Origin of the sequence: Phenylobacterium ferrooxidans (assembly GCF_042714595.1) — a bacterium.
Taxonomy (GTDB): Bacteria; Pseudomonadota; Alphaproteobacteria; order Caulobacterales; family Caulobacteraceae; genus Phenylobacterium; species Phenylobacterium ferrooxidans.
The window spans coordinates 81,428-107,170 of record NZ_JAOTJD010000003.1 but is presented as its reverse complement, the minus strand read 5'-3'; the positions used below and the strand labels follow the sequence as shown (position 1 = coordinate 107,170).

Genomic DNA, 25,743 nt, shown 5'->3' with positions numbered 1-25,743 from the left:
TAGAGCGGTTTCGTGACGCTGGGAACCGCTAGCTCCGCCGCCGGGTGAACCGCAGGGCGGTGAGCGTGTCGGAGACGCCGACCACCTTGCTGTCCACGAGGCCGTGCGCCCTGGCCGCGGCCATCACCTCGACATCCTTCAGCGCGGCGGCCTTGCCTTTGCGCGAGACGATCCAAAGCGCGCCCTTGTCGGCGAGCGCCGGGATCAGGGCGGGGATGCGATCCAGGTCCGCCAGACTGTCGGCGGCGTAGAACAGCAGATCCAGGTCTGCGAGATCGGTGACCGGCGCCGCATCGCGCGCGGCCAGCTCGTCGGCCACATTGACCACGGCGACCCTCATGCCGGGCTTCACCCCCAGCTTGTCCAGCCGGCTCCGGGGATTGAGGATGGCGTCGACCCAGCTCGCCGCAGCCTTTTCGCCCAGCGTAAACCGCGAGCCGTCGGCCAGGACCAGGTCGCCGGCCTCGGCGCGGACGCCCCGCAGGTCATCCCCCTGGAACACCCGGCGCGCGGCCCCGCGGAACAGCAGGCGCGGCGCTTCGTATTGCAGGCGGCCGACGTCCTCCCCCTCAGCGAACCTTGCGCGAACCTGAGCGTCCTTGCCCACGGCGTCCCTCCCCGTCCGAACCAAGCTTGGCCAAGCGGACGGGGCTGCGCAAGCCTAGCTCTTGGACTTGGCGTCGCGGCTCTTGGGTTCGGGCGGCGGCCGGCCGTAGTTGCGTTTCGCCGGGGCGGACAGGTTGCCCAGGAATGCGAAGGACAACAGGGCGTGGTCCATCTTGGTAACGGTCATTTGGCGTCTCCTTGACCAGCTGGTCGAGCCAGAAAGAGACGCGAAGCGGCTTCCAGGGGTTTGCACCCTCCTAGTCGTCAGCGCGTCGGACGATAAGGGTCCGCCCGCCACCGCGAATTTGCAAGAAAAACATCTGTCTACGGACTATTTCCGCTCACAGATTATTCGCCAATCCATTGATTTTGTTGAATTTGATGAACTCGACCGCCAAGAAATTGGGACAGCGTGTCGCACTTGGGACACACCGGAAAGACCGCAGATTCAGCTTGATTCACCCCCAGGGGGAGTGAAGTGGAATTCATCCGTATGCGGTATGAATTCCGCGCGCGCCTCGACGCCCTCTCCCCGGCGGGGAGAGGGCCCGGGTTTCTAGGCCGCCTTGCCCAGGGACAGGATCTCGTAACGGGCCAGGTGATGGTCGGTGGAGCCGAAGGCCGCCTCGATCATGGTGGCGCGCTTGAAGTAGTGGCCGATGGCCATCTCGTCGGTCATGCCCATGCCGCCATGGATCTGGATGGCGTTCTGGCCGACGAACTTGCAGGCCTTGCCGATCTGCACCTTGGCCGCCGAGGCGCCCTTGGCCCGCTCCAGATCACTTCCGGCCAGCATGATATCGGCCATGTAGGTCATGGAGATCGACTGCTCGAGCTGGATGAACATGTCCACCATCCGGTGCTGCAGCACCTGGAAGCTGGAGATCGGCTGGCCGAACTGCTTGCGCTGGCGCGCATACTCGACGGTGCTTTCGTGAAGCTGGCGCAGCACGCCGCAGGCCTCGGCGCAGGTGGCGGCCACGGCCTCGTCCATCACCTTTTCCACCAGCGGCAGGGCCTGGCCCTCGGGGCCGATCATGGCCTCGGCGCCCACGGCGACATTCTCGAAATAGACCTCCGAGGCGCGGAAGCCGTCGACGGTGGGATAGTCGCGCGTCGTCACGCCCTTGGCGTCCTTGGGCACGATGAACACCGACACGCCCTGGGCCTCGCGCTGGCCGCCGCCGGTGCGGGCCGTCACGATCAGGTGGGTGGCGTAGGGCGCGCCGATGACGACGGCCTTGTGGCCGTTCAGCACATAGCCCGCGCCGTCCTTCTTGGCCGTGGTCTTCAGGTCGCTCCAGGTGTAGCGGCCCTGCGGTTCGGCATAGGCGAAGGCGATGATGGCCTCACCGGCGATGATCTTGCCGATCAGCTCATCGGCTCCGGCCGGCTTGCCGTGCTTCAGGAAGCCGCCGCCGATCACCACGGTGGGCAGGTAGGGCTCCACCACCAGGGCCTTACCCAGCTCCTCCATGATGACCATGTTGTCGGTCGTGCCGCCGCCCAGGCCGCCCTGCGCCTCGCTGAACGCGGCGCCCAGGATGCCCAGTTCGTCGGCGAAGGCCTTCCAGACCTGCGGACGCCAGCCCGGCTCGGCCTTCAGCGCCGCGCGGCGCTGGTCGAAGCTGTAGTTGTCGGCCAGGTAGCTGGCGACCGTGTCGCGCAGCATCGACTGTTCTTCGGTGAAGCTGAAATCCATCGTTCATCCCCAAGGATCGTGGGCCGCCGGTGTCCTCCCTGGCGGCCGGTCAGTGTTCTGTCTCGTCGGTCGCCCTAGAGCCCCAGCACCATCTTGGCGATGATGTTGCGCTGGATCTCGTTGGAGCCGCCGTAGATCGAGGTCTTGCGGCCGTTGAAGTAGTCGCCGGCGGTGTCGATCGAATGCAGGGGGCCGACGCCGGAGTTGTGGCCGCCCTCGCCCAGGAACGGGGCGCCATAGTGGCCGGCTGCTTCCAGGGCCAGCTCCTGCAGGCGCTGCTGGATCTCGGTGCCCTTGATCTTCAGGATCGAGCTCTCTGTCCCCGGGCCCTTGCCGCTGCTTTCGCCGGCCAGGGTCCGCAGTTCAGTGAACTCCAGCGCCGTCAGGTCGATCTCCAGCTCGGCCACCTTGCGCTTGAAGAAGGGGTCGGCCAGCAGAGCGCCGCCGGCGTCGGCCAGCTCGGTCGACGCCATCTCGCGGACCCGTTCCAGGCCGCGCTTGGAGCGCGCCACCCCGGCGATGCCGGAGCGTTCGTGGGCCAGCAGCGCCTTGGCGCAGGTCCAGCCCTGGTTCTCGTGGAAGACGCGGTTCTCCACCGGCACCTTCACGTTGTCGAGGAAGACGTCGTTGACCTCGTGGCCGCCCTCCAGGGTGATGATCGGCCGCACGGTGACGCCTGGGGTCTTCATGTCGATCAGCAGGAAGCTGATGCCGGCCTGCGGCTTGGAGTCGGGATCGGTGCGCACCAGGAAGAAGCCCCAGTCGGCGTGCTGGCCGAGCGTCGTCCACGTCTTCTGGCCGTTGACGATGTAGTACTCCTTGCCGTCGTCCCCGGTCACCCGCTCGGCGCGGGTCTTCAAGGAGGCGAGGTCAGAGCCGGCGCCGGGCTCGGAATAGCCCTGGCACCACCAGATCTTGCCGTCCCGGATGTCGGGCAGGAACTTGGCCTTCTGCTCCTCGGTGCCGAAGGTGTAGATCACCGGCGCCAGCATCGCGACGCCGAAGGGCAGGATGCCAAGCGTATCGGCGCGGGCCTGCTCTTCGGACCAGATGTACTTCTGGGTGGGGGTCCAGTCGGTCCCGCCCCACTCCTTGGGCCAGGACGGCGCGGCCCAGCCCTTCTTGGCCAGGATGCGGTGCCAGGAGAGATAGTCCTCCTTGCCGAGCGTCTCGCCCCGGGCCTGCTTTTCGCGCAGCTCCTTCGGGTAACTTTGGGCGAGGAAGGCGCGGGCCTCTTCGCGGAAGGCGTTATCTTCGGGCGAGAAATCGAGGTTCATGACAAGGCTCCCTGGCGCTTCCGCTTACAGCGTATTGCGTGCGGTCGGACCATAGGCAAACGCCCTCGCCTTGGGAAGATGACGTTAACGTCAGCGTCAACAAAAACCCGTTAGACAGGTCAGGCCTTGGCGAGATAGGCGTCCACCTGCGCCACCCTGGACGCGATCTCGTCAGGCGCAAGGAACGACCCCGTGAAGCTGTTGCGGGCGAGCGTCGCCAGCTCGTCGCGAGAGAGCCCCAGCGCCTCTGTGGTCGCGGTCCAGTTCTCGCCGATATAGCCACCGAAATAGGCCGGGTCGTCGGAGTTGATGGTGGCCTTCAGCCCCAGGTCCAGCATCCGCTTCAACGGGTGGTTCTTCAGGTCGTCCACCACGCAGAGCTTCAGGTTCGACAGTGGACAGACGGTCAGCGTCATCCCCTCAGCCACCAGCCGCTTGACCAGCACCGGGTCCTCCAGGGAGCGGTTGCCGTGGTCGATACGGTCGACGGCCAGGCCGTCCAGCGCCTCCCAGACATATTCCGGCGGCCCCTCTTCGCCGGCGTGGGCCGACAGCTTCAGGCCACGTTCGCGCGACGCCTTGAACACCTTGGCGAACTTGCTCGGCGGATGGCCCAGCTCCGAGGAATCCAGCCCGACCCCCACCATGCGGTCCAGATAGGGCTCGGCCTCTCGCAGGGTCTTGAAGGCGTCCTCTTCGGAGAGGTGCCGCAGGTAGCTGAGGATCAGCTTGGAGGTGACCCCCAACTCCCGCTCCGCCTGAGCCATGCCGGCCAGCAGGCCGTCGGCGGCCACAGCGAAGGGAATTCCCCGATCGGTGTGGGTCTGGGGATCGAAGAAGATCTCGGCGTGAACCGTCCCGTCCGCCGCCGCCCGCCGGAAATAGGCCATGGCCAGGTCGCGGAAGTCCTCCTCGGTCTGCAGCACGCCTGCGCCCTGATAGTAGATATCCAGGAAGTCCTGCAGGTTGGAAAAGGCGTAGGCCGCCCTGACCGCCTCGACCGTCTTGAATGGCAGGTCGATCCTGTTGCGCCGGGCGAACTCGAACATCTGCTCGGGCTCAAGACTGCCCTCGATGTGCAGGTGGAGCTCGGCCTTGGGCAGGCCACGAATGAAGTCGGCGGTCGTTTGCATGATCGCAATCTCCCGGCCGCGGGGGGCGTCCGTCAAGGCAGCTTGAACTTCATCCTGATGACGATCTTGCCGTCCCGGATGCGCCGGTCACCCGGCTGGGGATGGAACCCCTTGGCGAGCTTCAGGGCGAAGGCGCCGACATTGGCGCCCTGGGGCGTCTCCGACAGCACCACGCAGTCGCGCAAGCTCTGGCCCGCCGCCACCCGACACTGGATGGTCGCCAGCCCCTGGCCGGCCATCACGCTGGCGGCGGCGGCGGCCGCGGCGATCCAGATCATCTACATGCTCTCCTGATTTCGTCTCACATGAAGCGAACCTTCGCCGCACACCAGTCGTTCCCCATCTTGCGCTCGACGGCCCGGGCGCGCATCACACGGGCCCCATGCCGCGTATCATCACCTACAATGTCCACCGGTGCGTCGGCACCGACCGCCGCCTGGACGTGGGCCGCATCGCCGACGTCATCGCCAGCCTCGAGCCAGACATCGTGGCGCTGCAGGAGCTGGATGTCGGGCGGATCCGCACCGGCAACGTCGATCAGGCTCACGAGATCGCCCAACGCCTGAAGATGGCGGTCCACTTCCACCCCGCCATGATGGTGGAGGAGGAACTCTACGGCGACGCCATCCTGACGGCCTACCCCGAACACATGGTGCAGGTCGGGCCCCTGCCCGGCTATCGCCGGATCCCGCAGCTGGAGCCGCGGGGCGCCCTGTGGATCGCCGTGGAGATCGACGGCAAGACGGTGCAGATCATCAACACCCACCTGGGTCTGGTGCCCAGGGAGCAACAGATCCAGGCCGCCTGCCTGGCCGGGCCCGCCTGGCTTGGCCATCCCAAGTGCCAGGGCCCGACGATCCTGCTGGGCGATTTCAACGCCAGTCCGACCTCCGTCGTCTATCGCACCTTGATCGGCCGGCTGCAGGGGGCTCGACGCCTCGCGCCGCAGAAGAAGCCGACCTCCACCTTCCCCTCGGCCCTGCCGGTGCTCCGCATCGACCACGTGTTCGTCAGTGAGGAGATCCGGGTGACGGACCTTTCGGCGCCCTTCAGCCCCCTCACCCGGGCGGCGTCGGACCACCTGCCCCTGGTCATGGATTTCGAGGTTTCTTGACCGGCGCGCGCCAGTTGCGCGACTCAAACCTGCCGCCCTCCCCCAGGGCCCGCGCCTCGGCATAGAGGCGGTCGCGGCGGCGGCCCGGGCGCCACGAGTCGCTGACGTTCACCGGGTCGCCGAGGTGATAGGCCGCCACGAACTCGCCGAAGGCGGTCATCTTCATCGCCAGCACCGGCGACAGCCGTCCCTCGCGGTTGAGGGCGTCGATCCCGGCGATCAGGCCGCCTCGCTCCTGCCGGGCCTTGGCCACCGCGTCGCCGGTATAGCCCAGGAAGTGCCCGATCGACCGGTCCCGGAAGGCCGCGATGTTCAGTTGCGCCCGCTCCGTGGTCGCCTCGATGGCCAGTTCCAGTTCGGTGTCGAAGCCGCCGGACCGGTTGTTCAGGTTGGCCGAGCCAACACGGGCGATCTTGTCGTCGATGATGGTGCTCTTGGAGTGGACGATGATCTTCGTCCCGCCCGGCGTGATCGGATAGAAGGCGCGGAAGCGGCCGAAGATGTCGGCTGACCGCAGCCGCCACAGCATGTTCGACCGGGCCCGGTCCATGGTCAGCTGGTCGAACCAGCTGGGGCTCGCCCCCGTGGAGATGAGCACGATCTCCGGGCCGTTGGGTTCCGCCAGGCGGGTGGCCAGGGCCTCGGCGATCAGGGGCGAGGTGAAGTACTGGTTCTCCAGGTAGATGACGTCCTTGGCCGCCAGGATCGAGGCGTGGGTCAGCCGGCGGATCTCCTCCACCTGGGGCTCATGGCGCCAGGCCGGCATGGTGCGGGCGATGCCGACGTCCATGTCCAAAAGATGAGCCGGCACGTGCGCGGGCCACGGATCGCCCTCCATTTCCGGGGGCGGCGCCACAACCTCCTTGGTCGCCCGGCGCCAGCGTTCCCGGGCCAGGTCTCCCAGGTCCTTGGCCACCGGGCCGTCCACCATCAGCATCACCTCGTGGCGAGGCGCATGGCACTCCTGGTCGGGCATGATGCGGCGGGGCTCATGGTCCCGGTGCCCCGGCGTGTCCCAGCGGTCGACGCAGATGTCACCGCTGGCGCAGATCGCCAGCTTGTCGTCCACCACCAGCAGCTTCTGGTGATGGCAGGCGCCCATGGGGACCGCGTCGTCCAGGCGGAACTTCACGCCGGTCTTCTCAAACCACTTGCGCGCCTTGTGAGGGAAGAATTCCTGGCTGGCCGCGATGGGCAGGGCCGACTTCCAGATCAGCAGGCGGATATCCAGTTCGGGGCGCGCGCGCGCCAGCTCCACCAGAATGCGGCCAGCCTCGTCGGGGTCATCCGACGTCTCCTGCCCATCGGGAAACAGCCGGGTGCGGGGATCAAACCCCCAGCCGAGCAACAGCACCGAACGCTTGGCTTTGCGAAGGGCTTCGTAGACGGCCGTGTAATAGGCCTCCGTGTCGATCAGGAAGGCGGCGCGGTTGGCGCGGCCTGTGCGCCAGACCGTGTCTCCAGGTTTCAATACGCTCATAGACCGATCGAAACCCCGCTTACGGCATGCTGCAAGAAAGCGTGCGCCTAGGTCGGGTTCCCGTCGAGTCCCCGCAAGCCCCAAGGCGCGAGACCAAACGAAAGGAGCGCGCCGACTCTGGGGGGGCCGACGCGCTCCATCAGGGGCGGTTCGAGAGACTAGCCCTTGAAGGCTTGGCAGGGTCCGCTGAGTTCGGTGGCCAGGCGGGCCTTGCGTTCGGCATTGGTGGTCTTGGCCTCTCGGCGACCGGCGTCCTCGGCGACGGCGGCCTTGTCCATGACCGACATGGAGCGAGACTTGCTGGCGGCCTTGAGCCAGGCGTCCAGGTCGGCGGTGTCGGCCGCGGCGGAGATGGCGATCCCGCGGCAACGGCTGGCCTTGATGTAGTCCACGTCGGTGACCTGGGCGGCGGCCAGGGCGGAGCCGGCGGCCATCAGGGCGGCGACGGCGGCGAGCGTGGCGGTGGCGATACGCATGTGTTTTTCCCTCGAAATACGATGCGTGGAACCTGCCCTCACGCTGCTGAGGCTTCAAATGAATTCGCAGCAACATTGAGTATTCGAATCTTACCAATCCTTAATAATTGAACCAAGTTACTTGGATCACATAAACGTCTTGTAATGTTTCGCGAGGATCGGCAGAACACAGTTATGGCCCAACCCGATCTCAAGCTCGATGTCGCCGGCGTGAACGCCCTGATGGCGCACGCCTTTCCGGACGCCTCGACCGGAGCCCTGCCCCAGGTGACCGCCCTGTCGCCGGGCCGCGCCCACATTGTGCGCCCCTACGGTCCCGGCATGCTGCGCCCCGGCGGGGTGATCGCGGGCCCCAACCTGATGAGCCTGGCCGACACCGCGGCCTACGCCCTGATCCTGGCCCACATCGGCGACCAGCTGATGGCGGTCACCAGTTCGCTGGTGATGAACTTCCTGCGCGGCGCAGCGCCCGGCGATCTGCATGCCGAGGCCAGCTTCCTGCGCCTGGGCCGCCGCATCGCGGTGTGCGACGTCAAGCTCTGGACCGAGAGCGAGGACAGGCTGGCGGCGCAGGCGACCGTGACCTACGCTATCCCCTCATGAGCGACCTCCCCCCCCGCCCCCCGGCCCCGATCAAGACGCCCTGCATCAAGGTCTGCGTCATCGATGGCGAGACCGGCCTCTGCATGGGCTGTTACCGCGAGCTGACCGAGGTCGCCGCCTGGCAGAAGCTGTCGGATGAGGACCGCGCCCGGATCATGACCGACCTGCCAACCCGCCGGCAGCGCATCCGTCCCGAAAAGCTGGCGATTTTCAGCTGAGTTCGGATCGCGCGTTCACCGGTTGCAAACCCCCGCTGACGTAACCTGTCCGTTCAACAAGGCCGGGAATGGCCGGGCAACGCCGGGGTGGCGAGGGTGTCGAGTATGATCAAGCTGGCCGCCATGGCCCTGATCGGAGCCGTATCGGCCGTGGGCGCGGCCCAGGCCGTCGTCAGCCTTGACCCGACCACACGATCCGACGGCCTGCGCGCCGCCGTGGCCCACTTCGTTCCGGAACAACAACCCGCCGCCGCGCAGGGCGGTGCGGCGTCGATCGCCAAGGCCAGCGACGGCCACTATTGGGCGCAGGGCACCGTCAACGGCTCCAGCGTCCGCTTCCTGGTGGACACCGGCGCCACCGCCGTGGCGCTTACCGCCGCCGACGCCCAGCGTCTCGGCTTCGACCCCGCCAAGCTGGACTATGCCTACAAGGTGATGACCGCCAACGGCGAGGCCAAGGCCGCCGCCGTCAAGCTGGCCTCGGTCTCGGTCGCCGGCGCCAAGCTGGCGGACGTCGATGCGCTGGTTCTCGACAAGGGGCTCGACGCCTCGCTGCTGGGCATGACCTATCTAGGCCGCCTCTCCAGCTTCCAGGCCACCCGCACCGCGCTGATCCTTCAGCCCTGAGACCGCGGCGAGCGCAGCGTCCACGACGCTGAGATCCGCGCCCGGCTTTACGCTCTCCACCGTCAGGATTCGCCGCCAGGTCCGGGCGCCCGGCGCGCCGTGGAACAGCCCAAGCATGTGGCGCGTGATCCCCGACAGATGCGCGCCGCGCTCAAGCTGGCGGGCGATGTAGGGCTTGTAGAGCTCCACGGCCTCGAACGGACCGACGTCGGCGGCCGCGCCGAAGATGCGCCGATCGGCCTGCCCCAGGATACCCGGCGTATGATAGGCGGCCCGGCCCAGCATCACGCCGTCGGTATGGGCCAACTGGGCCTCGGCCTCGTCCAGGGAGCCGACGCCGCCGTTGATCTCGATGTTCAGGCCCGGCCGTTCGCGCTTCAGTCGGTGGACCAGCGGGTAGTCCAGCGGCGGCACGTCCCGGTTTTCCTTGGGCGACAGGCCCTTCAGCCAGGCCTTGCGGGCGTGGACGATGAAAGTGGTGACCCCCGCCTGGGCGCAGAGGTCCACCAATGTGAACAGGCTCTCCTCCGGCTCCTGGTCGTCCACGCCGATCCGGCACTTCACCGTGGCCGGGATGGAGACAGCGGCCCGGATCGCCGCCATGCCCTCGGCCACCAGGGCCGGCTCCCGCATCAGGCAGGCGCCGAAGCGGCCGCTCTGCACCCGGTCGGAGGGACAGCCGACATTCAGGTTGATCTCGTCATAGCCGAGGTCCGCGCCGATGCGCGCCGCCGCCGCGAGGTCGGCAGGCTCCGAGCCCCCCAGCTGCAGGGCCACGGGATGCTCGACGTCGTCGAACCCCAGCAACCGTTCCCGGTCGCCGTGCAGCACGGCCCCGGTCGTCACCATCTCGGTGTAGAGCAGGCTTTCGCGCGTCAGCACCCGGTGAAAGGCGCGGCAATGCCGGTCCGTCCAGTCCATCATGGGGGCGACGGACAGTCTATGCGACTGAGATTGCATAGGGTTTCGGCGACTTCTCAGGGGACAGAGCGGAGGAACGGCGCGCGCTTCTACGCTATTCCGGCCAACTGGTCACGCCGCGAGGATCGCCCGGTGCGGATAGGGGCCGACCTGCCTGACGATCACCTGAAGCTGGGCGGCAAGCTCGGAGCCCGGCACGACCTGGGTGAGGCGGCCTTCAAAACCGAGCGCGCGGGCCGCCTCGCGGAAGCGCGGTCCGTGCAGCTCCTCCGGAGGCAGGATGGCGTGGATCAGTTCATGCACCACCACCGCCGCCACCAGCACCGGTTCGTCGATGAACGGCGAGATGGTGATATGCCGGAAGCCGTCCCGGTCGGTGTAGGGATAGCAGACCCCCAAGGTGCTCTGGTTGGCCGACAGGGCGCCGACCCCAAGCCGAACCCGCAGCGGGATCTCATAGCCGCGGGACCTGAACCAGGGCCTCATCAGCACGGCGACATTGATCAGCCACTGCTCCCGATTGGGGGTGCTTAACGCCTCAGGGCCGGCCGCAGCGGCTTGCGGGATCATCCGAGGTCAGACCGGTTCGAGGTCGTCGGGCATGTCGGCATGGCGTCCTCCCAACCGGAGCGCCGGGTGCGTCTCCGAAGATGCCTCAACACCATCGGGCGGGCTCAGTTGCAGCCCCACAGGGATTGCGCCGCGCTTCGCCGAATTATTCCGTCAGGAGCCCTGAAACGACGCGTCTGTCGGACTCTCGGCGGAACAGCGACCACCGCCAGGGGTTCAGCGAACACGCGACGCATCGACCGCCGCTCCCCGGCCTCCCTGGAAATCGCCGAGCGAATTCCCATCTAACACCCTGACAAACAAGGACATTGGCGACATGGCGACCGGCTGGGCGCACGAGGGCGCTGTCCTCGATCAGATCGAGGACACCATCACCGACGGCGTGCTTACGGCCCGGGCGCGCCTGCCGGTCGGCGAAGGCACGGAGCAGTGCGTCGCGTGCGGTGACGAGATTCCGGAGGCGCGCCGCCGGGCACTCCCCGGCGCCCGCACCTGCGTCCAATGCCAGTCCGGCCGCGACAGCCGGATCGTCGTCGCCGGCATCAACCGCAGGGGCAGCAAGGACAGCCAGCTCCGGTAACGGCGCCCCCTACCAGATGCGAACCCGCTCAGCCGGCGCCAGGTACAGCTTCTGGCCGGGCTTCACGTCAAAGGCCGTGTACCAGGCGTCGAAGTTGCGCACCTCATAGGCGCGGAACTGGCCCAGCGCATGGGGGTCGGTGGCGATGATCTGGCGCAGGAAGGGCTCGCGCATCAGGGTCCGGTAGCTCTGGGCATAGGACATGAAGAACCGCTGGTCGCCGGTCAGTCCGCCGATCACCGGCGCGGGCTTGCCGCCCAGACTGGCGTGATAGGCGTCCAGCGCCGCCGCCAGGCCTCCCAGGTCGCCCACGTTCTCGCCCAGGGTCAGGCGGCCGTTGAGCTTCAGGTCCGGCAGGGCCTGATAGGCGTCGTACTGCGCCGCCAGCTTGCCGGTGGAGGCTTCGAAGGCCGTCAGGTCAGCCGGCGTCCACCAGGCGATCAGCCGCCCCTGCTCGTCCAGCTTGGCGCCCTGGTCGTCGAAGCTGTGGCTGATCTCGTGACCGATCACCGAGCCGATGGCGCCGTAGTTCACCGCCGGATCGGCGGCCGGATCAAACCAGGGCGCGGCGAGGAAGCCCGCAGGGAAGGCCAGCTTGTTGAGGGGCCCGGCGTTGAAGGCGTTCACGGTCTGCGGCGTCAGGGTCAGCCACCATTGGGCGCGGTCCACCGGCTTTTCCATCTCCGCGAGGTTACGGGCGTATTCGAACGCCGCGGCCCGCTGGCTGTTGGCGAAGGCCTCGCCACGCACGATGGTCAGGGCCGAATAGTCACGCCAGGTCTCGGGATAGCCAACCTCTACCCGCAGGTTGGCGAGCTTGAGCTTGGCCCGGACCTTGGTCTGCGGCGCCATCCAGTCCAGGCGGTCGATCCGGCGGGAGAAGGCGGCCTTCACCTCCCCCACCAGGTCCTCGATCTTGGCCTTGGCCTCAGGGGGGAAGTACTGGGCGGCGTAGGACTTGCCCACGGCGTCGCCCATGGCGAGGTTCACCGCCGCGATGCCGCGCTTCCAGCGGGCGTTGAGTTCCGGCGTGCCGGTCAGCGCCTTGCCGTGGAAGGCGAAGTCGGCCTCGACGAAGGCCTTGGGCAGCACCGGCGCGGCGTCCTTGATCAGGCGCGAGGCCAGGTAGTCGCGCCAGGTCTCCATGTCGGTCGCGCCCGCCAGCTTGGCGAAGCCGGTGATGGCGCTGGTCTGGTTGAGGATCAGCACCGGCCGCGCGCCGAAGCCCGCCCCGTCCAGATAGGTCTTCCAGTCGAAGCCCGGCGCCGCGGCGATCAGCTGGGCCGGGGTCATGGGGTTGTAGACCTTGTCGGCGTCGCGGGACTCCACCCGGCTCCAATGCACCTTGGCCAGGGCGGTCTCGAAGGCGATGATCCGGTCGGCCCGCGCCGCGCCGTCCCCCATGCCGGCCAGGGTGAAGATCTGGGTCAGGTAGGTCTTGTAGGCCGCCCGCGCCGCGGCGAACTTCGGATCGTCGGTCAGGTAGTATTCGCGGTCGGGCAGGCCGAGGCCGCCCTGCACCAGCTCCGACGAGCCCTTTGTCGGGTCCTTGGCGTCGATGCCCACCGCCGGATAGACCGGGAAGCTGGGCTGGGGCGAGCCGTAGCCGAACGGACGCTGCTTGCGCTCAAGGGCCGCCATGACCCGCGCCACGTCCTGAGGGGTCTTCACCGCCGCGATCATCGCCAGGTCAGCCTTGAGAGGTGTGATCCCGGCCGCCTCGATGGCCGCCTCGTCCATGAAGCTGGCATAGATGTCGCCGAACTTCCGGGCGTCGGCTGAACTGGGCGACGCCGCGCCGGCCTCCACGATCCCGCGAACCCGCGCCAGGCTCTGCTCGCGCAGGCGGGCCACGTCGCTGTAGTTGGAACGGTCGGCCGGGATGGTGGCGGACTTGAGCCAGCCACCGTTCACATAGGCGTAGAAGTCGTCACCGGGCGCGACGGTCCTGTCCATGCTGGCGAGGTCGAGGCCAACCTCGCCGAACTCGGGCTTGTCGGCGGCGCTGGCGTGACCCGCGACCAGCAGGACGGCCACGGCCGCCGCACACATGAACTGACTACGCATCCGCGCCCCCTTGGAATCCTGTGAGCGCAGAATGGCGTGGGAGCGGCAGGCTGTCCGCCGCAAAACATCTGGACGAAGATGAACATTCCTCCATCTTCCGCCGGGGGCGCGCCTAGGAGCCAGCGACCCGCTCGGCCGCCACCGGCAGGCCGCAGGCCAGGAGTTCCGCCCAGATCTCCTCGGCGCTCCCGGCGAAGCGGAAGATCTCGAGATCGGCGGCGTCCACCATGCCCGCCTCCACCAGGGCGTCGAAATTGATCACCGACCGCCAGTAGGTCTCGTCGAACAGCACCACGGGAATACGCGGCGACTTGTCGGTCTGGCGCAGGGTCAGGATCTCGAACAGCTCATCCAGGGTCCCGAAGCCCCCCGGGAACACCACCAGGGCGTTGGCGCGCATGGCCAGGTGCATCTTGCGCATGGCGAAGTAGTGGAAGCGGAAGGTCAGCTCCGGGGTCGAGTAGGGGTTCGGGCCCTGCTCGTGCGGCAGGCTGATGTTGAACCCGATGGACGGCGCGCCGACATCGGCCGCCCCGCGGTTGGCCGCCTCCATGATCCCGGGGCCCCCGCCGGTGGCGATGACGTTGTCGCGCAGGCGGTCGGCGGTGTGGATTGCGCCGCCTCTCTGGGAGACGAGGCCGCCGAACGCGCGGGCCGCCGCATACCACTCAGCCTGCCGGCCCGGGCCGTTCTCCGCGATCCTGGCGCTGCCGAACACCACCAGGGTGGACCTGACGCCCCAGGCGGTCAGCGCCTCGTCCACCTTGGAGAACTCCAGCAGGAACCGAACGCCCCGCATGGAGGAACTCAGCAGGAAATCCTGATCCAAGGCCGCAAGGCGATAGGCGGGCGAGATCAGTTGCGCCGCATTGGGCTCTGGTTGGCTGCTCGACATACGAATCTCCAGGCGTGGCGCAGACTAAGATCGGAGGTGGCCTTCGACTTGATCTGGCGCAACGCCACCCGCCTCGTCTGGGGCCATCCTGGCCTCAATCTTCGCTGGAGCAAGATCGATGAAGCCGGATATCCACCAGGACATCGTCGCAATCCTTGAAGAGGGCAAGGACCTGACGCTCGCGACCCTCAGGCCCGACGGCGCGCCCCAGGCCACCACGGTGAGCTACGCCAGCCAGGGCCTCGACATCTATTTCGGGTGCGGGCAGCAGTCGCAGAAGGCGCGCAACCTGGCGCGCGACCCCCGGGTGTCGGCGACGATCGACCTGCCCTATCGTGACTGGGCCGAAATCCGCGGCCTCTCCCTCGGCGGCCAGGCGACCGAGGTCACCAACCCCGACGACCTGGCGCGGATCGGCCTGCTGTTCCTGGAGAGGTTCCCGGAACTGGCCCAGTACGTCTCCACCCCGGCCGGCGAGATGGCGATGTTCCATCTGCGCCCGCAGGTGATTTCGGTCTTGGACTACCGCAAGGGCTTTGGTCACAACGAGCTCGTGCAGGTCGACGAAACGCTCTCCGCGACGGACCGCTTATCATGAAACACGCGATCATCGTCGCCCACCCCAATCCCGACAGCCTCACCTGCGCGGCGGCGGCGGCCTATGCCGAGGCCGCGGCGGCCCTGGGCCACCAGGTCGTGGTCCGTGACCTCTACCAGCTTGGTTTTGACCCCTGCCTCAAGGCCGCGGAAATTCCGGGCCCGGCCGGCTACGCCTTCGGGACCGACGTGCTGGAGGAACGACGGCTTCTGGCCGACGCCGAGGTCTTCGCCTTCGTCTACCCCCTGTGGTTCAACGCGCCCCCGGCGATGCTGAAGGGCTATGTCGACCGCGTCTTCAGCATGGGCTTCGGCTACGCGCCGATCCCGGGCGGGACCGAACCCCTGCTTGAGGGAAAGAGGCTCATCAGCTTCAGCTTCTCGGGCGCGCCGGAGTCGTGGGTCCGCGAGAGCGGCGCCCTTCCGGCCCTGATGACGGTGTTCGACCTGCATCTGGCCGCCGTCTGCGGGCTGCGGATGCTGGATCACAGACACATTGGCGGTATCGTCCCCGGCATCACCGGGGAAGCGGTGGCCGACCTGCTGACCGAGGTTCGCCACGCCGTCGCCCAGACCTTCGGCGACGACCGCGTGGCAGCCGATTGACCCCCTCCCCAGGAGCGCTCCCCTTGACCGTCAAGCTGACCTTCCACGGCGCCGCTGGCTGCGTCACCGGCTTCTGCGCGCGCCTTGAGGTGGATGGCGCCGCTGTGCTGATCGACTGCGGCATGTTCCAGGGCTCGAAGACTCTCAAGGCCCTGAACTACAACGACTTCCCCTTCGACGTCGGCAAGATTGACGCGGTCCTGCTGACCCACGCGCACATCGACCACTCGGGCCTGCTGCCCAAGCTGATGAAGGCCGGGTTCACGGGTCCGATCTACGCCACGGCCGCCACGCGCGACCTGTGCGGCATCATGCTGGCCGACGCCGGCGGTATCCAGGAGACCGAGGTCCGTCATCTCAATCGCCGCAACCAGCGGCGGGGCCGTCCCACCGTCGAGCCGATCTACACCGAGCGCGACGCCGCCAAGGTCATGGAGCAGTTCAAGAAGGTGAAGCTGGGGGTTGCGGCGGCCATCCTGCCGGGCCTGACCGCCACCTACTGGGAGGCCGGCCACATCCTGGGCGCCGCCTCCATCGAGGTTCAGCTCGAGACCGCTGAAGGTCCGGTTCGGCTGCTGTTCTCCGGCGACATCGGCAGCGGCGGGCGCGACTACTCCCCCGATCCCGATGGCCCCAGCGGGGTCGACCACGTGATCGTGGAATCCACCTATGGCGACCGCGAGCGGCTGGATCTTGACGGCCAGGCCCGGCGAGCCGTGCTGACCCAGGAGCTGCTCGACGCCCACGCCGCGGGCGGGCCGGTGCTCATTCCGGCCTTCGCGGTCGAACGCTCCCAGGAACTGCTCGCCGACATCCTCACCATCATGGACGAGGGCCAGATCCCCAAGGCCGATATCTTCCTGGACTCGCCCCTGGCCATCGAGGCGACCGAGATCTTCCAGCGGCGCGGCTGGAACCGGACCACGGAGAGCAACCCCTTCCAGGACCTGCATTCCGGCGGTCGCCTGCGGTTCCTGCGCAAGCCCAAGGAGAGCGACAGCCTTGAGAAGCTGAGAGGCTGGCATCTGATCATGGCCGCCAGCGGCATGTGTGACGCCGGCCGGGTGCGGCGGCACCTCAAGCGCCTGCTCTGGCGCAAGGACGCCACCGTTCTGCTGTCGGGGTTCCAGGCCATGGGGACGCTCGGGCGTATCCTGCAGGACGGCGCCAGCCGGGTCTCGATCGAGGGCGAGCAGATCCAGGTCCGGGCGCGCATCCGCGCCCTGGACGTCTATTCCGCCCACGCCGACGCCTCGGGCCTGACCAACTGGGTCAAGGCGCGCGGGCCCGTCGCCGGGCAGGTGTTCATCCTGCATGGCGAGCCCTCGGCCCGGGAGGGCCTGCGGACGCGCCTGGTGGCGGCGGGGATCGAGCCCGAACGCATCGCCCTGCCGGGGATGGATGAGGGCTATGTCCTGAGCGGCTCGAAGGTTCAGGCGGCCGGCGAGACCGTGCACCGCATCGCCGCCCGCGCCGTGGCCGCGCCCGACTGGCACAACGCCCGGGCCGGACTGTTGATCGAACTGGATCAGGCGCTGCAGGCGGCGCAGGACGATACGGCGCGCGAGCAGCTGCTGGCGGCGTTCCGCCAGACCTTGACCGCGGCGAGGACCACGGCGCAGGCTCCCGCTCCATGATAGCGAAACATCGGACAACCTCGCGGGTCGCGGCCCTGGTCGGCCTGAGCCTCCTGGCCGGCTGCGCCACCCAGCCTATGGCCCGGCCCGGCTCGGACTCTGACCTTGGTCGCGCCGCGGTTCAGCCCCTGCGCGATCTCAGCGTCATCCGCGAGACCGCGCCGGACGTGCTGCTACGCGCCGTGGTCTCACCCTATGACCTGGCCCACGCGGGCGACTGCCCGTCGCTTCAGACCGAACTTCGCGCCCTTGACGACGCCCTGGGCCCTGACCTCACGCCCAATGGAAAGACCGCCGGTGTCACCGTGGACGGCCTCGCCGCCGACCTGGTCGCCGGCGTCGTCGGACTCCCCTTCCGGGGTGTCGTCCGTTGGGCTTCCGGGGCGAGGTCCCGCGAAGCCGGGCTCAAGGCCGCGGTGCTCGCGGGGATGGTGCGCCGGGGATTCGTGAAGGGACGCCAGGGGCTGCTGGCCTGCGACGTCCCCTAGGCTGATCAGTCGGCGGCCTGTAGCTCCGACAGGGTCGGATAGTCGGTGTAGCCCTCCGCGCCGGGTGAATAGAAGGTCGCCAGGTTCCAGCGGTTCAGCTCCGCCCCGGTGCGCAGGCGCTCGACCAGGTCGGGATTGGCCAGGAAATCCTTGCCGAAGGCCACGGCGTCGGCCCAGCCGGCGTCCAGGGCGGCCTGGGCCGATGCGCCGGTGAAGCGCTCATTGGCGATATAGACACCCCCGAACGCCTTCTTCAGCTGCGGCCCCAGGCTGTCGGGCCCCTCCGCCTCGCGGGCGCAGAGGAAGGCCAGCTTGCGCTTGCCCAGTTCCGTGGCGACGTGGGTGAAGGTCGCCGCCAGATCGCTGTCGCCCATGCTGTGGGCGTCGCCGCGGGGCGCCAGGTGCATGCCCACGCGGTCGGACCCCCAGACCGACACCGCGGCGTCGGCGCATTCCAGCATCAGCCGGGCGCGGTTGGCGATGGAGCCGCCGTACTGGTCGGTGCGCTGGTTGGCGCCGTCCTGCAGGAACTGGTCGAGCAGATAGCCATTGGCGCCGTGCAGCTCGACGCCGTCGAAACCAGCCTTCTGCGCGTTCTGGGCGCCGAGGCGGAAGGCCTCGACCACGTCCTGGACTTCGCTGGTCTCCAGGGCGCGCGGGGTCGGATAGGGCCGCTCCGGACGCAAGAGGCTAACGTGGCCCTTGGCGGCGATGGCGCTGGGCGCCACCGGCGCGCGGCCGTCCAGGAAGGTCGGGTCGGAGATGCGGCCCACGTGCCAGAGCTGCATGAAGATCCGCCCGCCGGCCGCATGGACCGCCGAGGCCACCTGCCGCCAGCCTTGGGTCTGTTCGGCTGACCAGACGCCGGGCACCCCGGCGTAGCCGACGCCCATCGGATCGACGGGAACGCCTTCGGAGATCAGCAGGCCGGCCGAGGCGCGCTGCTCGTAGTACTTGGCCATCAGGGCGTTCGGGATGCGGCTGTCCCCCGCGCGGCTGCGCGTCAGGGGCGCCATGATCACCCGGTTGGGCAGGGTCAGATCGCCGACGACGAGCGGATCAAAGAGCGAGGGCATGGGCATCCTAGGGCTGGCGTGGAACGGCGCTCCCCACATAGGGGACCGCCCAGCCCGTGCCCAGGGGACGGCGCCGCTTTCCGCCGTCCCCCGCGCGGGTCTCAGGCGACCCCGGCCGCCGGTGTGCGGGTGCGCCAGACGGGATAACCGATCCCGCAGGCCAGCAGGGGCCACGGTCACCCCCAGGGACACCGGGGCGGGGAGCTTTTCCCACCCCATGGCCTCGGCCACGAACACCTTGCCGCGGATGAACACCAGCAGGGCGGCCAGGGCCGGTTTCAGACAGGCGAAGCGGTCAATCACCGCGCCCAGGGCGAAGTAGAGCGCCCGAAGGCCAGGATGGCGAAGATATTGGAGGTGTAGACCAGGTAGGGATCTGTCGTGATCGCGAAGATCGCGGACCACTCATGGATTGATGGATGGTCGGCGCGGCGTCGCCACGCGCTCGGCGGCGGAAAATCGTGCCGGCCGAGCCTTCAACCCGCCTTAGCCCATCGGCCTCACACCCGGATGTCCAGGGTGTGGCCGGTCACCCGGCGCGGCGCGAGATTGGAGGTCACCGGCTCTGCCCCCTCCACGGGCCGTCCGGTGGGGGAACTGGCGTGGGACGCCGCCAGGGTCGTGGCCTGGGCAAGGACCTGCGACTCCAGCCGCAGCCAGGACGCGGGGGCCGAGATCCTCATCGCCGGCCCCTGGCGGCCAACAGATCAAAGGCGTCGGCTTCCAGGTCCAGGAGATGGCAGATCCGCAGGATCGCGGCCCGCTCCTCGGCGTCGAAGCCCCCGTCGGCGGCGGCGATGGAGCAGGCCGCGGCCACCAGCAGATGGGCGGGACCTGCCCGGCCGCGCAGCCGCAGGATCGCAGCCTCGGCCACCGCCTCTCCGTCTTCAGGATCCTTGTCGAAACGGTCGATCAGGGCCTCGAAGGCCTGCACCGCCTCATCCACCCCGAACAAACCCAGGGCCGGGAGGCCCTGGACCCGGGCCACAAGGCGCCGCCGCTCCTCGGCCGTCACCCAGCCGTCGGCGTGGGCGACCAGGGCGCAGCCCCCCACCAAGGCGTCCAGCTGCAGCCTGTCGCCCGGGGTCCAGGCTTCGGTCATCAGGCTGGCGCTCGTGGGCCGCCGGCTGGAAAGATTGTAGGGCATCTCGCAAACCTCCTCTGTTGGGAGGATGCGCCCGAAACTCCGGGGGAGCTGGAGAGGGACCCCGGCATCGGGCGCACCCGATGCGGTCCGACATCACGATCAAGGGGATCGTCAGAGGGGCCCGGGCCGCGACTCCGATATGGGATGGCGCGTGACGGCCTCAAGTCCCCCGGCGATGAATTCGCCGCGTGCGATGATCAGATTCGCAGATCTCCCAGGCCCGAAAAGCTCGCGCATCAGCCGCCGCCAATCCGCGAGGTCAGCTCGGCCGCCAGGTCCTCAAGCTGATCCAGGCCCGAGTTCGTGCCTTCCTCGAAGCCGCCGCTGATGTGCATCTTCGCGATTTCGTCGCTGGCGAACACCGTGTGTAGGGTCAGCTTCGTCTTCCCGTCCGCCTCGTCGAAGGTGACGGTGACCACCATCATCTTCTCGAAGTTGAAGCCGTTGTCGTAGACGATCTTCCTGTCGGGAACGATCTCCAGATAGGTCCCGCCGAAGGGCTCGTTCTGCACCCCGCTCGGCCCGGTCATCGCGAACTTGAACGTGCCACCGACCCGGAAGTCGATCTCCGCCAAGGTCACCGGCCAGCCCACCGGGCCGAACCACTTCATGATGTGCTCGGGCCGCGAATAGGCCTCGAACAGCAGGGCGGCCGGGGCGTCGATGACGCGGGTCAGGGTGATTTCGCGCTCGATTTCGACGGAGCTCATGACGGCTCTCCCTTGGCCTGCAGGTCTTTCACATAGGCTTCGAGCTGGTCGAGACTCTCGTCCCAGAACCGGCGGTAATCGCCGATCCAGCGGGAGGCTTCGGCCAGCGGCTTGGCGTTCAGGCGCACTGGCCGAAACTGGGCGTTGCGGCCCCGCGAGACCAGCCCCGCCCCCTCAAGCACCTTCAGGTGCTTGGAAATCGTCGGCTGGCTGAGCTCAAACGGCGCCACCAGCTCGTTCACTGTCGCTTCCCCCTCCGCCAACCGCGCCAGGATGGCCCGCCGCGTCGGATCGGCCAGCGCGCCGAACACGAGATCCATTTGCTGAGACGCAGCCTGCATATATCGTCATCCATCTATATTGCTAGACAGCAATATATTAGGACCTGCCGACGTCAACAAGGAGTTGCGGTCGGGGGCCGCTATCGGTCCAGAATCTTCACGACGCCCTTGAGCGTCTTGGCTTTCCTGACACGGGACTTCAGGCGGTCGAGAAGCTCCAGCTCGTCCTGGGGCTCTCCACTCTCCCCGGCGATCGCCTCGTCATCGCGCCAATCGTCCGGGTTGGCGTCGATCGACGCACAGACCCGATCCTTCACCTGGTCCAGCGACATCGGCGGCCGCTCCACCAAGTCCATTTCGATCGCATGGTCGTTTTGCTGAAATACGAAGCGGACAATGCGGCCAAGCACGGAGCCGACAATTCCGAGGTCCTTGACGCCGACGATCTCCCAGCTTCGGCCGGTCGGATCGACGAGGATCATCCCCATCCTTGCGCCATGCTTGAGGTCCCACCCCTTGCAGGTCGAAACATCTTCGTCGTCGCCAAACCACGTCACCGTTTCACGGCCAGCCTGGGCGTTGCGCCCCACGTCACGGCCAAAGGCGAACAAGGGGTATTTGAAGGGAAGCGCGCTCATCGCCCGCCCTCCCCCTTCTCTTTGGCGGCGACTGTCGGATGACCTGCCGCCGACACCGTCCCAACCTTCGACCACGCGGGCGTGCCGTACCAATATCTCTGCGCCGGGTTGAATTGCTTCTTGCCGGCATACGGCCCGTGAATTCGTCCATGCACCTTTGGACTAGGCATCGGTTTGATATTCCAAGGCTGGTTCTTGATCGCGGCGGGGACATAACGGCCGATGCCCTCGTTCCGCGAGAGAGCCCAGTGGTGACCATGCTGGTAGGGCGCCAGATAGCGCTTCTTGCCCATCCATTTCCGGACGTTTCCATCCCAACCGTAGGGCGCCGCTCGCTTCGTCGCCTTGGCCGCCACAAACACCCCGCCCTTTGCAGCGCCCTTCAGCAGCGACCCCGCCAGGAAGAGGTCGGAGGCCGCCAGCGCTCCGTTCAAGCCGGCTCCGACATAGTCGCCGTCTTCAAAATCCGCCAAGGCCTCTCGGCCAGATCCCCAGACTGGGATGAGCGATTCCAGCTCGCCGGGATGGCCAATGCGGCCACCTGCCCCGGCTTGCTTCACCGGTTCGCCCGCCGCCCGCGCGTTGTTCGCAGCCTGCCGGCGGATCATTTCGTCGTAGTCTTCGTCATTGATGTCGGGGACGGAACGGGGCTCCCCGCTCGGCATACGCGCCATGCAAACCCACCTTTTCTGACCAGGAAAATGTAAAACCCCATGAGAGCGGCGCGCAGGGCGACGATCTCTTCCCCACCTCACACCTACATTCCAAGCGTCACTTTGTCCAGAACATAACGAGAACATTTGCTGGTCTGAAAGTCACCGCGCCGCTCAACCGTTGAACAGGCAAGGGCGATCATGAGGTTGAACATCCACGGTCATTCCCCCCTCCCCTCACGCGCCTGAGCTCATCAAGCCAGCCTGGGGACCTCCACATGACCGCGCCCGAACTCTCCGACGAGCCGATCTGCGACCTCACCAGCCGCGGCTATTCCCGGCGCAGCATCGGCAAGGTGCTGAGCCTGTTCGCCGCCGCCTCGACTGGAAGAAGCCCGCCAGGGAGGTCCAGGCGGCCTTCGCCAAGGAGAAGAACGCCATCGGCCGCTCCTGGCCCCTCTGGACGACCTGCAGCCGGATCACCGTCGGCGCAGCGGCCGAGATGGCCGCCTTCGACGCCGCCGTCGGCCGGCTGAACCTCTAGGCGGCCGCGGCGGCCCGGGTCTGCCGCGCCAGCTGGCGGAAGGAGATCAGCTGCTCGCTGGCCTCGTCCCACAGCGACAGCGGCACAGCGCGGATGCTTTGCGGGACCGAGAGCCGGGCGGCCTCGCGCAGTTCCGGGTGGTCCTTCAGGACGGTCGGCAGCCGGTAGAAGGGGATGCGGCTGGCGATGTGATGCACGTGGTGCACGCCGATATTGGCGGTCATCCAGCGCAGGGGCTGCGGCAGGTGATAGTGCGAGGCGCCCTTCAGCGCCGCCTCCGTCAGATCCCAGTCGTCGCGCCGCGCCCAGTAGGTGCCCTCGAACTGGTGCTGCACATAGAACAGCCAGACCCCGATGGACGACGCGATCACCAAGGTCGGGAGATTGACCAGCAGCAGGGCCTGCCAGCCCGCCAGCAGGGCGACGATCACCAGGAAGACCGCGATGCCGGCGTTGGTGCCCATGGCGCTCAACCACGGTCGCCAGCCGCCCTTCATCAGGCCGCTGGGCAGACGCTGCTCCAGCAGGAAGACATAGGCCGGGCCGATGCCGAACAGCACCACCGGATGGCGATACAGCCGGTAGCCGATCCGCCGCCACAGCGGGAGAGCGCGGTACTCCTCCACCGTCAGGGTCAGGATGTCGCCAAGGCCCCGGCGGTCCAGGTCGCCGGAGGTGGCGTGGTGGATGGCGTGGGTCTGGCGCCAGCAGTCGTAGGGCGTCACGGTCAGCACCCCGATCACCCGGCCGATCCAGTCATTGGCGTGGCGATTGCGGAAGAAGGCGCGGTGGCTGCAGTCGTGCTGCACCATGAACAGCCGCACCAGGAACAGGGCCGCCGGAACCGCGAGCAGCAAGGCCACCCACCAGAGGCCGAAGTGCGCCGCCACCCACGCCACGGCCCAGATCGCCGCCAAGGGAGCCGCCGTGATCACGATCTCCAGGATCGAACGGCGGGCGCTGGGCTGCTGGTAAGGGGCCAGACGCTGGCGCCAGGGGCGGGTGTCAGGATTCGGCAAGGCGAGCCTCTTGGAAATGGGACCCGCGAAATATCACCGCGATTGAGACTGTTTGACGTCAGCTCCGCCGTCGGCCGCTCGCGGCTTATTGGCCAGGGTGGCGAGGCGCCTGGGATGACCCCCCGAGGAAGTCCGCCTTGGTTGTCCTCCAACGACGGACCTCCCCTGCCCGTTCCGACAGGACGGCCGAAATCCAGCCCGTCAGGTGGACTGGGTTGTGTCGGGCAGGTTGAGGATGCGCTTTGAGATGATGTTGTTCTGGATCTCCACCGACCCGCCATAGATCGACATCGCCTTGCCCGACAGCCAGCCGCGCACGGTCTCGATCTCTTCCTGGGTGAAGTCGCCGCCGGTCCAGCCGAGGCCCTGGTGGCCCATGATCTCCAGGGTCAGTTCGGCCCGGCCCTGGGACACCACCGTGGCGGAGTTCTTCAGCACCGAAGCGCCGTTGGTGGCCCCCGAGGCTTCCTTGGATTCCGCCATCACCCGGGCCAGGGTCAGGCCGTGGATGCGAGCGTCCATCAGGTGCCGGGTCAGGCGCGTACGCAGGTCCAGATCGGCGATGCGTCCGTCCTCGTCGACCTCGACATAGCGCTTGGCGATCTCGTTCAGCGGCACGGTGCGACCACCCCCGCCCGTCCCGGTCTGGCTGGCCCGCTCGTGCTGCAGCAGACGCTTGCCCACCGTCCAGCCACCGTTCAGCGGCCCCAGCAGCCCGTGCTTCTCGGCCCGCGCATCGGTGAAGAAGGTTTCGCAGAACGGCGAGGCCCCGGCGATCAGGGCGATAGGCCGCGGATCGATGGCCTTCTGGTGCATGTCGATCAGCATGAAGCTGATGCCCTCATGCTTCTTGGCCGAGAAGTCGGTGCGCACCAGCGCCCCGCACCAGTCGGAGTACTGGGCCCCGCTCGTCCACGTCTTCTGGCCGTTGATCACATAGTGGTCGCCGGCGTCCTCGCACTTCATCTGCAGCGAAGCCAGGTCAGATCCCGCCCCCGGCTCGGAATAGCCCACGCACCACTGGACGTCGCCGCGCACGATGGGGGGGATATGCTGTTTCTTCTGCTCTTCGGTGCCGTAGTCCAGGATCGTGGGGCCGATCATGGTGACGCCCATCCCGAACATCATCGGATTGAAAGCGCCGATCTTGCCCATCTCCTGGGCCAGGACCCGGGCCCGCTGAGGCGACAGCCCGCCGCCGCCATATTCCGCCGGCCAGGTGGGAGTGGCCCAGCCCTTCAGGCCTATGGCCTTGCGCCAGGCCTTGAGCTCGGCGTGGGTGGTCGTCACCTCGGTCGCGGCGAGGTTACCCTTGCCCTTCAGCGAGGCCGGGAAGTTGGCCTCCAGCCAGGCGCGCGCCTCGGTACGGAATTCCTCAAGATCGAGGTCGGCTCCGAAATCGGCCATGTCTGTTCCTCCGCGCATACTGGTTCGTTGGCCCTAGTCTAAGCCTCTGAAACGGCGCGCCAAGTGTGACGTGGCGGCAGGCGCGCAAACGAAAACCGCCGACGCTGGGGGGACCAGCGCCGGCGGCTTCAACACCTTACTGAGTAGCCGTCTCTTACATCGAGGCGACTTGGGTCGAACCCTCGGCGCGGGCCAGCTGGCGCAGCTGCACCTTGGCCGAGCGCACGGCGCCGGTCACGCAGGCGCGGTAGCCGTGGGCGTAATCGTTGGTCGCCTTGCAGACCGTGTCGGCGGCGGCGGCGATATCGGCCGCGATCTGTTCATTTGAACGACCCACCAGGGCGACCCGGACGCTGACGACGCCGGCGCGGCCATCTTCAAGCTTGGCGGTGCGGACCGGAGACGGCGCGGCGGCCTGGCGGGCGCGGTTGATGGCGTTGAAATCGCTGTTGGCCTTCCGCACCGCAGCGACCCAGCAGTCGCCGGCCGGCGCGCCGCAGACCTTCGAGGCGGCGTCGCGGATTTCCGTGCGAACCTGAGTGACGGACTTGCCGGCCAGGGCGATGCGGACGCTCTGCACGTTCACCGACGGCGCAGCCTCAGCGGCGAACGAGGGGACGGCGAAGGCGGCGACAGTGGCGGCGAGGGCGAAAGCGGCGAAGGTCTTCATG

At 67.7% G+C, this 25,743-nt stretch carries 31 protein-coding genes; 9 read left to right on the top strand and 22 right to left on the bottom strand.

Going from position 1 to position 25,743, the window contains the following annotated elements; genetic code table 11:
• Positions 1-28: 28 nt before the first annotated feature.
• The 6 genes from OCL97_RS03000 to OCL97_RS02975 all read right to left on the bottom strand — a co-directional run bounded on the left by OCL97_RS03000 (position 29) and on the right by OCL97_RS02975 (position 4,996).
• Complete coding sequence (locus OCL97_RS03000) at positions 29-607, bottom strand: DUF3052 domain-containing protein (RefSeq protein ID WP_377367475.1); 579 nt, start codon at positions 605-607, stop codon at positions 29-31.
• Positions 608-661: 54 nt separating this feature from the next.
• Positions 662-793 carry a hypothetical protein gene (locus tag OCL97_RS02995; RefSeq protein WP_310540341.1) on the bottom strand — a complete coding sequence of 44 codons (132 nt, stop codon included), beginning with the start codon at positions 791-793 and terminating at the stop codon, positions 662-664.
• A gap of 369 nt (positions 794-1,162) precedes the next feature.
• Positions 1,163-2,308: an acyl-CoA dehydrogenase family protein gene (locus OCL97_RS02990; RefSeq protein ID WP_377367473.1), complete on the bottom strand. Its 1,146-nt coding sequence runs from the start codon at positions 2,306-2,308 to the stop codon at positions 1,163-1,165.
• 74 nt (positions 2,309-2,382) lie between these two features.
• Positions 2,383-3,585, bottom strand: a complete 1,203-nt coding sequence (locus tag OCL97_RS02985; RefSeq protein WP_377367471.1) for an acyl-CoA dehydrogenase family protein — start codon at positions 3,583-3,585, stop codon at positions 2,383-2,385.
• 119 nt (positions 3,586-3,704) lie between these two features.
• Positions 3,705-4,718: an adenosine deaminase gene (locus OCL97_RS02980; protein WP_377367469.1), complete on the bottom strand. Its 1,014-nt coding sequence runs from the start codon at positions 4,716-4,718 to the stop codon at positions 3,705-3,707.
• Between the two features lie 32 nt (positions 4,719-4,750).
• Positions 4,751-4,996 carry a hypothetical protein gene (locus tag OCL97_RS02975; RefSeq protein WP_377367467.1) on the bottom strand — a complete coding sequence of 82 codons (246 nt, stop codon included), beginning with the start codon at positions 4,994-4,996 and terminating at the stop codon, positions 4,751-4,753.
• Positions 4,997-5,100: 104 nt separating this feature from the next.
• Here OCL97_RS02975 and OCL97_RS02970 point away from each other — a divergent pair, with 104 nt between their 5' ends.
• Complete coding sequence (locus tag OCL97_RS02970; protein ID WP_377367465.1) at positions 5,101-5,832, top strand: endonuclease/exonuclease/phosphatase family protein; 732 nt, start codon at positions 5,101-5,103, stop codon at positions 5,830-5,832.
• On the opposite strand, the gene OCL97_RS02965 is transcribed toward OCL97_RS02970, so the two are convergent.
• Both OCL97_RS02965 and OCL97_RS02960 read right to left on the bottom strand, forming a co-directional pair.
• Positions 5,810-7,312, bottom strand: a complete 1,503-nt coding sequence (locus OCL97_RS02965) for a phospholipase D-like domain-containing protein (RefSeq protein ID WP_377367463.1) — start codon at positions 7,310-7,312, stop codon at positions 5,810-5,812. The genes OCL97_RS02970 and OCL97_RS02965 overlap by 23 nt on opposite strands.
• Positions 7,313-7,470: 158 nt before the next feature.
• Complete coding sequence (locus OCL97_RS02960; RefSeq protein WP_377367461.1) at positions 7,471-7,788, bottom strand: hypothetical protein; 318 nt, start codon at positions 7,786-7,788, stop codon at positions 7,471-7,473.
• A gap of 174 nt (positions 7,789-7,962) precedes the next feature.
• Between OCL97_RS02960 and OCL97_RS02955 the strand changes: the two genes are divergently transcribed.
• From OCL97_RS02955 to OCL97_RS02945, 3 genes are all read left to right on the top strand, one after another.
• Complete coding sequence (locus OCL97_RS02955; protein WP_305339058.1) at positions 7,963-8,391, top strand: PaaI family thioesterase; 429 nt, start codon at positions 7,963-7,965, stop codon at positions 8,389-8,391.
• Complete coding sequence (locus OCL97_RS02950) at positions 8,388-8,609, top strand: DUF1289 domain-containing protein (RefSeq protein ID WP_304777795.1); 222 nt, start codon at positions 8,388-8,390, stop codon at positions 8,607-8,609. Before OCL97_RS02955 ends, OCL97_RS02950 begins: the two co-directional genes overlap by 4 nt.
• Positions 8,610-8,714: 105 nt before the next feature.
• Positions 8,715-9,236, top strand: a complete 522-nt coding sequence (locus tag OCL97_RS02945) for a TIGR02281 family clan AA aspartic protease (RefSeq protein ID WP_305704388.1) — start codon at positions 8,715-8,717, stop codon at positions 9,234-9,236.
• On the opposite strand, the gene dusA is transcribed toward OCL97_RS02945, so the two are convergent.
• The gene (gene dusA / locus OCL97_RS02940; RefSeq protein ID WP_377367458.1) at positions 9,180-10,196 is read right to left on the bottom strand and encodes a tRNA dihydrouridine(20/20a) synthase DusA; all 1,017 of its coding nucleotides are present in this window, start codon (positions 10,194-10,196) and stop codon (positions 9,180-9,182) included. The genes OCL97_RS02945 and dusA overlap by 57 nt on opposite strands.
• Before the next feature lie 72 nt (positions 10,197-10,268).
• On the bottom strand, positions 10,269-10,727 hold the full coding sequence (locus OCL97_RS02935; protein ID WP_377367456.1) for a hypothetical protein: 459 nt from the start codon (positions 10,725-10,727) through the stop codon (positions 10,269-10,271).
• Positions 10,728-11,043: 316 nt separating this feature from the next.
• Here OCL97_RS02935 and OCL97_RS02930 point away from each other — a divergent pair, with 316 nt between their 5' ends.
• Complete coding sequence (locus OCL97_RS02930) at positions 11,044-11,307, top strand: DksA/TraR family C4-type zinc finger protein (protein WP_304777578.1); 264 nt, start codon at positions 11,044-11,046, stop codon at positions 11,305-11,307.
• A 9-nt stretch (positions 11,308-11,316) separates the two neighbouring features.
• Here OCL97_RS02930 and OCL97_RS02925 read toward each other — a convergent pair whose 3' ends face one another.
• A complete protein-coding gene (locus OCL97_RS02925) occupies positions 11,317-13,374 on the bottom strand; it encodes a M13 family metallopeptidase (RefSeq protein WP_377367454.1) in 2,058 nt (685 codons plus the stop codon).
• A gap of 112 nt (positions 13,375-13,486) precedes the next feature.
• On the bottom strand, positions 13,487-14,269 hold the full coding sequence (locus OCL97_RS02920) for an LOG family protein (RefSeq protein WP_377367452.1): 783 nt from the start codon (positions 14,267-14,269) through the stop codon (positions 13,487-13,489).
• Between the two features lie 118 nt (positions 14,270-14,387).
• On the opposite strand from OCL97_RS02920, the gene OCL97_RS02915 reads away from it, so the two are divergent.
• From OCL97_RS02915 to OCL97_RS02900, 4 genes are read left to right on the top strand one after another with little or no spacing between them, the layout of a single operon-like run.
• Positions 14,388-14,867 (top strand): pyridoxamine 5'-phosphate oxidase family protein, encoded by a 480-nt coding sequence (locus OCL97_RS02915; protein WP_377367450.1) that lies wholly within the window; start codon positions 14,388-14,390, stop codon positions 14,865-14,867.
• Entirely contained in the window at positions 14,864-15,472 is a 609-nt protein-coding gene (locus OCL97_RS02910) for an NAD(P)H-dependent oxidoreductase (RefSeq protein WP_377367448.1), read from the top strand. The genes OCL97_RS02915 and OCL97_RS02910 overlap by 4 nt, the downstream gene beginning before the upstream one ends.
• A gap of 23 nt (positions 15,473-15,495) precedes the next feature.
• Positions 15,496-17,109 (top strand): MBL fold metallo-hydrolase, encoded by a 1,614-nt coding sequence (locus OCL97_RS02905; protein WP_377367446.1) that lies wholly within the window; start codon positions 15,496-15,498, stop codon positions 17,107-17,109.
• A complete protein-coding gene (locus OCL97_RS02900) occupies positions 17,106-17,597 on the top strand; it encodes a hypothetical protein (protein ID WP_377367444.1) in 492 nt (163 codons plus the stop codon). The genes OCL97_RS02905 and OCL97_RS02900 overlap by 4 nt, the downstream gene beginning before the upstream one ends.
• Before the next feature lie 5 nt (positions 17,598-17,602).
• Here the strand turns inward: OCL97_RS02900 and OCL97_RS02895 are convergent, their stop codons facing one another.
• From OCL97_RS02895 to OCL97_RS02850, 10 genes are all read right to left on the bottom strand, one after another.
• Positions 17,603-18,976 carry an alkene reductase gene (locus tag OCL97_RS02895; protein WP_377367442.1) on the bottom strand — a complete coding sequence of 458 codons (1,374 nt, stop codon included), beginning with the start codon at positions 18,974-18,976 and terminating at the stop codon, positions 17,603-17,605.
• A gap of 197 nt (positions 18,977-19,173) precedes the next feature.
• A complete protein-coding gene (locus OCL97_RS02890) occupies positions 19,174-19,356 on the bottom strand; it encodes a hypothetical protein (RefSeq protein WP_377367440.1) in 183 nt (60 codons plus the stop codon).
• On the bottom strand, positions 19,353-19,820 hold the full coding sequence (locus tag OCL97_RS02885; protein WP_377367438.1) for a tellurite resistance TerB family protein: 468 nt from the start codon (positions 19,818-19,820) through the stop codon (positions 19,353-19,355). The genes OCL97_RS02890 and OCL97_RS02885 overlap by 4 nt, the downstream gene beginning before the upstream one ends.
• 236 nt (positions 19,821-20,056) lie before the next feature.
• On the bottom strand, positions 20,057-20,530 hold the full coding sequence (locus tag OCL97_RS02880) for an SRPBCC domain-containing protein (protein ID WP_377367436.1): 474 nt from the start codon (positions 20,528-20,530) through the stop codon (positions 20,057-20,059).
• Positions 20,527-20,850: an ArsR/SmtB family transcription factor gene (locus OCL97_RS02875; protein WP_377367434.1), complete on the bottom strand. Its 324-nt coding sequence runs from the start codon at positions 20,848-20,850 to the stop codon at positions 20,527-20,529. The genes OCL97_RS02880 and OCL97_RS02875 overlap by 4 nt, the downstream gene beginning before the upstream one ends.
• A 101-nt stretch (positions 20,851-20,951) precedes the next feature.
• A complete protein-coding gene (locus tag OCL97_RS02870) occupies positions 20,952-21,449 on the bottom strand; it encodes a hypothetical protein (protein WP_377367432.1) in 498 nt (165 codons plus the stop codon).
• Positions 21,446-22,123 (bottom strand): hypothetical protein, encoded by a 678-nt coding sequence (locus OCL97_RS02865; RefSeq protein ID WP_377367430.1) that lies wholly within the window; start codon positions 22,121-22,123, stop codon positions 21,446-21,448. The genes OCL97_RS02870 and OCL97_RS02865 overlap by 4 nt, the downstream gene beginning before the upstream one ends.
• A gap of 519 nt (positions 22,124-22,642) precedes the next feature.
• Positions 22,643-23,665 (bottom strand): fatty acid desaturase, encoded by a 1,023-nt coding sequence (locus OCL97_RS02860; protein WP_377367428.1) that lies wholly within the window; start codon positions 23,663-23,665, stop codon positions 22,643-22,645.
• A 201-nt stretch (positions 23,666-23,866) separates the two neighbouring features.
• Complete coding sequence (locus OCL97_RS02855) at positions 23,867-25,072, bottom strand: acyl-CoA dehydrogenase family protein (RefSeq protein ID WP_377367426.1); 1,206 nt, start codon at positions 25,070-25,072, stop codon at positions 23,867-23,869.
• Positions 25,073-25,226: 154 nt separating this feature from the next.
• The gene (locus OCL97_RS02850; RefSeq protein WP_377367424.1) at positions 25,227-25,742 is read right to left on the bottom strand and encodes a hypothetical protein; all 516 of its coding nucleotides are present in this window, start codon (positions 25,740-25,742) and stop codon (positions 25,227-25,229) included.
• Between the last annotated feature and the right edge of the window lies 1 nt (position 25,743).

Excerpts from the sequence above, each read along its gene's own strand:
- OCL97_RS02995 (WP_310540341.1), bottom strand. The coding sequence starts at position 793 with ATGACCGTTACCAAGATGGACCACGCCCTGTTGTCCTTCGCATTCCTG.
- OCL97_RS02990 (WP_377367473.1), bottom strand. The coding sequence starts at position 2,308 with ATGGATTTCAGCTTCACCGAAGAACAGTCGATGCTGCGCGACACGGTC.
- OCL97_RS02985 (WP_377367471.1), bottom strand. The coding sequence starts at position 3,585 with ATGAACCTCGATTTCTCGCCCGAAGATAACGCCTTCCGCGAAGAGGCC.
- OCL97_RS02980 (WP_377367469.1), bottom strand. The coding sequence starts at position 4,718 with ATGCAAACGACCGCCGACTTCATTCGTGGCCTGCCCAAGGCCGAGCTC.
- OCL97_RS02975 (WP_377367467.1), bottom strand. The coding sequence starts at position 4,996 with ATGATCTGGATCGCCGCGGCCGCCGCCGCCGCCAGCGTGATGGCCGGC.
- OCL97_RS02970 (WP_377367465.1), top strand. The coding sequence starts at position 5,101 with ATGCCGCGTATCATCACCTACAATGTCCACCGGTGCGTCGGCACCGAC.
- OCL97_RS02965 (WP_377367463.1), bottom strand. The coding sequence starts at position 7,312 with ATGAGCGTATTGAAACCTGGAGACACGGTCTGGCGCACAGGCCGCGCC.
- OCL97_RS02960 (WP_377367461.1), bottom strand. The coding sequence starts at position 7,788 with ATGCGTATCGCCACCGCCACGCTCGCCGCCGTCGCCGCCCTGATGGCC.
- OCL97_RS02955 (WP_305339058.1), top strand. The coding sequence starts at position 7,963 with ATGGCCCAACCCGATCTCAAGCTCGATGTCGCCGGCGTGAACGCCCTG.
- OCL97_RS02950 (WP_304777795.1), top strand. The coding sequence starts at position 8,388 with ATGAGCGACCTCCCCCCCCGCCCCCCGGCCCCGATCAAGACGCCCTGC.
- OCL97_RS02945 (WP_305704388.1), top strand. The coding sequence starts at position 8,715 with ATGATCAAGCTGGCCGCCATGGCCCTGATCGGAGCCGTATCGGCCGTG.
- dusA (WP_377367458.1), bottom strand. The coding sequence starts at position 10,196 with ATGCAATCTCAGTCGCATAGACTGTCCGTCGCCCCCATGATGGACTGG.
- OCL97_RS02935 (WP_377367456.1), bottom strand. The coding sequence starts at position 10,727 with ATGATCCCGCAAGCCGCTGCGGCCGGCCCTGAGGCGTTAAGCACCCCC.
- OCL97_RS02930 (WP_304777578.1), top strand. The coding sequence starts at position 11,044 with ATGGCGACCGGCTGGGCGCACGAGGGCGCTGTCCTCGATCAGATCGAG.
- OCL97_RS02925 (WP_377367454.1), bottom strand. The coding sequence starts at position 13,374 with ATGCGTAGTCAGTTCATGTGTGCGGCGGCCGTGGCCGTCCTGCTGGTC.
- OCL97_RS02920 (WP_377367452.1), bottom strand. The coding sequence starts at position 14,269 with ATGTCGAGCAGCCAACCAGAGCCCAATGCGGCGCAACTGATCTCGCCC.
- OCL97_RS02915 (WP_377367450.1), top strand. The coding sequence starts at position 14,388 with ATGAAGCCGGATATCCACCAGGACATCGTCGCAATCCTTGAAGAGGGC.
- OCL97_RS02910 (WP_377367448.1), top strand. The coding sequence starts at position 14,864 with ATGAAACACGCGATCATCGTCGCCCACCCCAATCCCGACAGCCTCACC.
- OCL97_RS02900 (WP_377367444.1), top strand. The coding sequence starts at position 17,106 with ATGATAGCGAAACATCGGACAACCTCGCGGGTCGCGGCCCTGGTCGGC.
- OCL97_RS02890 (WP_377367440.1), bottom strand. The coding sequence starts at position 19,356 with ATGAGGATCTCGGCCCCCGCGTCCTGGCTGCGGCTGGAGTCGCAGGTC.
- OCL97_RS02885 (WP_377367438.1), bottom strand. The coding sequence starts at position 19,820 with ATGCCCTACAATCTTTCCAGCCGGCGGCCCACGAGCGCCAGCCTGATG.
- OCL97_RS02880 (WP_377367436.1), bottom strand. The coding sequence starts at position 20,530 with ATGAGCTCCGTCGAAATCGAGCGCGAAATCACCCTGACCCGCGTCATC.
- OCL97_RS02875 (WP_377367434.1), bottom strand. The coding sequence starts at position 20,850 with ATGGATCTCGTGTTCGGCGCGCTGGCCGATCCGACGCGGCGGGCCATC.
- OCL97_RS02870 (WP_377367432.1), bottom strand. The coding sequence starts at position 21,449 with ATGAGCGCGCTTCCCTTCAAATACCCCTTGTTCGCCTTTGGCCGTGAC.
- OCL97_RS02865 (WP_377367430.1), bottom strand. The coding sequence starts at position 22,123 with ATGGCGCGTATGCCGAGCGGGGAGCCCCGTTCCGTCCCCGACATCAAT.
- OCL97_RS02855 (WP_377367426.1), bottom strand. The coding sequence starts at position 25,072 with ATGGCCGATTTCGGAGCCGACCTCGATCTTGAGGAATTCCGTACCGAG.
- OCL97_RS02850 (WP_377367424.1), bottom strand. The coding sequence starts at position 25,742 with ATGAAGACCTTCGCCGCTTTCGCCCTCGCCGCCACTGTCGCCGCCTTC.